General features: G+C 71.1%; 4 protein-coding genes. 3 read left to right on the top strand and 1 reads right to left on the bottom strand.

From position 1 onward, the window contains the following. Positions 1-38: 38 nt before the first annotated feature. Entirely contained in the window at positions 39-758 is a 720-nt protein-coding gene (locus ACQKIP_RS43550) for a DUF969 domain-containing protein (RefSeq protein WP_365862028.1), read from the bottom strand. 177 nt (positions 759-935) lie between these two features. Between ACQKIP_RS43550 and ACQKIP_RS43545 the strand changes: the two genes are divergently transcribed. From ACQKIP_RS43545 to ACQKIP_RS43535, 3 genes are all read left to right on the top strand, one after another. Continuing rightward, positions 936-1,685: a LamB/YcsF family protein gene (locus ACQKIP_RS43545; RefSeq protein ID WP_365862223.1), complete on the top strand. Its 750-nt coding sequence runs from the start codon at positions 936-938 to the stop codon at positions 1,683-1,685. Positions 1,686-1,687: 2 nt separating this feature from the next. Next, complete coding sequence (locus ACQKIP_RS43540; RefSeq protein ID WP_365862030.1) at positions 1,688-2,416, top strand: 5-oxoprolinase subunit B family protein; 729 nt, start codon at positions 1,688-1,690, stop codon at positions 2,414-2,416. Continuing rightward, on the top strand, positions 2,413-3,258 hold an 846-nt coding region (locus ACQKIP_RS43535), incomplete at its 3' end, for a biotin-dependent carboxyltransferase family protein (protein ID WP_427745550.1). The genes ACQKIP_RS43540 and ACQKIP_RS43535, both read left to right, overlap by 4 nt.

Below are 3,258 nucleotides of genomic sequence, written 5' to 3'. Positions count from 1 at the left end.
GACCAGACCGATCAGCCAGTAGAGCCATTCAACCTTGATCACTTCGAGGGCTCCTTCGGCAGCGGGATCTCGTGTTCGGAGGCGCCGAGCGCCATCTCGCGCTCCAGCTGCCTGTCCAGGAGCAGCAGCCGGGCGCCGTGGATGACGAAGGCACAGACGGCCAGCGGGATGGCCCACAGCGCGAGCTGGGTGGGTTCGAGGTGCTCGTGGTACGTCGAGTTCACGAATCCGGTGATCAGCAGAATCGAGCCGATGGCGATGAAGCAGTCCTCGCCGAAGAAGACGCCGACGGTGTCGGCGGAAGCCGAGTAGGAGCGGACCTTTTCGCGCAGCTTGTCCGGCAGCACGGCCCCCGACCTGCGTTCGGCGGCGGCCTCGGCCATCGGCGCGACGAGCGGGCGAACCGCCTGGGCGGGGCCGCCGAGATTGTTGAGACCGAAGGCGGCAGTGACCTGGCGGACCAGCAGGTAGGCGGTGAGGAAGCGGCCGGCGCTGAGCTTGCCGAGTTTCCCGATGAGCGTGCGGGCCTGTTCCCGCAGTCCGTAGCGCTCCAAGAGGCCGATCACCGGCAGCACGATGGCGAAGACGGTGACGGAGCGGCTGTCGGCGAAGGAGGTGCCGAAGGCTGCGAGGATCTCCAGCGGGTTCATCTTGCCGAGCAGCCCGGTGACGATGCCGGCGACGCCGACCACGAGGACGGGATTGCGGCGCGTGACGAATCCGAGGATCACCACGAGCACGCCGAGCAGAACAATCATGCGGCGGTCTTTTCGATGAGGGACGCACTTATAGATGCGGGATGCACGGACCTTAGGGGATCGTTCAACGATCCGACAAGACGTTTCAGGATTCGGACGTCGAAAAGGTGCCGAAGATCCTGACTCTTGTCGGATCGTTGAACGATCCTCTAGGTTGAATCCGTGATCCACGACGCCATCGACCTCAATGCCGACCTCGGCGAAGGCTTCGGCCGGTGGGCCCTCACCGACGACGAGGCCCTACTCTCCGTAGTGACCAGCGCCAACGTCGCCTGCGGCTTCCACGCCGGCGACCCCTCCGTGATGCGCCGGGTCTGCGACCTGGCCGCCGAGCGCGGCGTACGGATCGGGGCGCAGGTCTCCTACCGGGACCTCGCCGGGTTCGGGCGGCGCGCGATGGATGTGCCGCCGGACGAGCTGGCGGCCGAAGTGGCCTACCAGATCGGGGCGCTGCGGGTGTTCGCCGAGGCGGCCGGCGCCGAGGTGGCGTACGTGAAGCCGCACGGGGCGCTCTACAACCGGACCGTGCGCGACAAAGAACAGGCCCGCGCGGTCGTCGAGGGCGTGCGGCTCGCGGGTGGGGAACTGCCCGTGCTGGGGCTTCCCGGCTCTCAGCTCTTGCGTGTCACCGAGAAGATGGGCCTGCTGCCGGTACGTGAGGCCTTTGCCGATCGCGCCTACACCCCCGAGGGCACGCTCGTGCCGCGCCGCGAGCCGGATGCCGTCATCGAGGACGCGGACGCGGTGGTGCGCCGGTCTGTCGCGTTCGCGGTGGACGGCGGGGTCGAGGCAGCCGACGGGTCTTATGTCGCCGTCGCCGCGCGGTCGTTGTGCGTGCACGGCGACACCCCGGGCGCGGCAGCGATCGCGGCGCGGGTGCGGGTGGCGCTGGAGGGCGCCGGCGTCAAGGTCAGGGCGTTTACGTGAGCATGCGCGTACGGCCTGCCGGACAGAATGCGCTGCTGGTGGAGTTCGCCGATGCCGAGCACGCCGGGGCGTTCCACGCCGAACTGCTGCGCAGGCGGGGCGCGGGGGTGTTGCCGCCGGTGCGGGAGATCGTGCCGGGGGCGCGGACGGTGCTGCTCGACGGAGTGACGGGCCGGGATGCGCTCGCGCGCCAACTGGACCAGTGGGATGTGCCGTTGGGGGCCGTGGCGGACGGGGACGTCGTGACGCTCCCCGTGGTGTACGACGGGCCGGATCTGGCCGAGGTGGCGGGGCTGTGGGGTGTGTCCGAGGAGGACGTGGCCGCGCGGCACGCCTCGTACACGTATCGCGTGGCGTTCTGCGGGTTCGCGCCGGGATTCGGGTATCTGGCCGGACTGCCGGAGGAGTTGCATGTGCCGCGACGGGCGACTCCGCGGACGCGGGTCCCTGCGGGGGCGGTCGCGTTGGCGGGAGGTTATTCGGCGGTGTATCCGCGGGCCACGCCGGGTGGGTGGCAGTTGATCGGGACGATGCCCGATCCCGGGGTTCTGTGGGATGTGGCGCGGGAGTCCGCGGCGTTGCTGTCACCCGGGACCCGGGTTCGTTTCGCTCCGGCGGGGTTGACGCCCCGGGGCGCTGCCCCGGCCCCCGCCGCACAACCGCCGCAGGGGCTGGGCACGCCCGCTGCACCGGCGCCCGCCCCGCGCGAGTCGCAGGAGCTTAAGCGATGACCGTGAAGATCACCGTCGTCCGGGGCGGAGCCCTCACCACCATTCAGGACTACGGTCGGCCGGGCCATGCCCACCTGGGGGTTCCACGGTCGGGGGCGCTTGATGCGGGTGCGTTGGGGCTGGCCAATCGGCTGGTCGGGAACGCGGAGGGCGCCGCCGTGCTGGAGACGACCCTCACCGGGTGTGCACTGCGGCCGGATCAAGGGGTCACCGTTGTCGTGGGCGGGGCGCCCTGCCCGGTCACCATCGATGGTGCACCCGCAGCCTGGGGGGTCCCCGTTTACGTAACCGCAGGAGCCGTTCTCGACGTGGGCAGGGCCAGTGCGGGGATCCGGTCCTACGTTGCCGTTGCCGGAGGGATCGCCGTCGAGCCCGTGCTCGGCAGTCGGGCCACCGATCTGCTCTCGGGACTCGGGCCCGCGCCGTTGAGCGCGGGGGACGTGCTGCCTGTCGGCGAGGCGCCGGGCGCGCAACCCGTACTGCCGGTGGCGGCGCCCTGGCCCGCTCCCCCGGCCGAGCTCGTCCTGCCGGTGCGGTTCGGGCCCCGCGCGGACTGGTTCACCGAGGTCGCGCGCCGGACCTTCATCACCGCCGGGTACACCGTCTCGGGCAACAGCAACCGGATCGGGCTGCGCACCCAAGGGCCCGCCCTGGAGCGGGAGTGGGACGGTGAGCTGCCAAGCGAGGGCATGGTGCTCGGCGCGGTGCAGGTGCCCCCGGACGGGCGGCCCGTGGTGTTCCTCCACGACCACCCGACGACCGGCGGCTACCCGGTGATCGCCGTCGCAGAGGAAGCTGCTCTCGGCGCGGCGGCCCAGGCGGCGCCCGGCACCCCTCTCCGG

It is taken from the genome of Streptomyces sp. NPDC059900 (assembly GCF_050270335.1).
Lineage (GTDB): Bacteria > Actinomycetota > Actinomycetes > Streptomycetales > Streptomycetaceae > Streptomyces.
The sequence above is the reverse complement of the archived record's forward strand: the minus strand, read 5'-3'. Positions and strand labels throughout refer to the sequence as shown.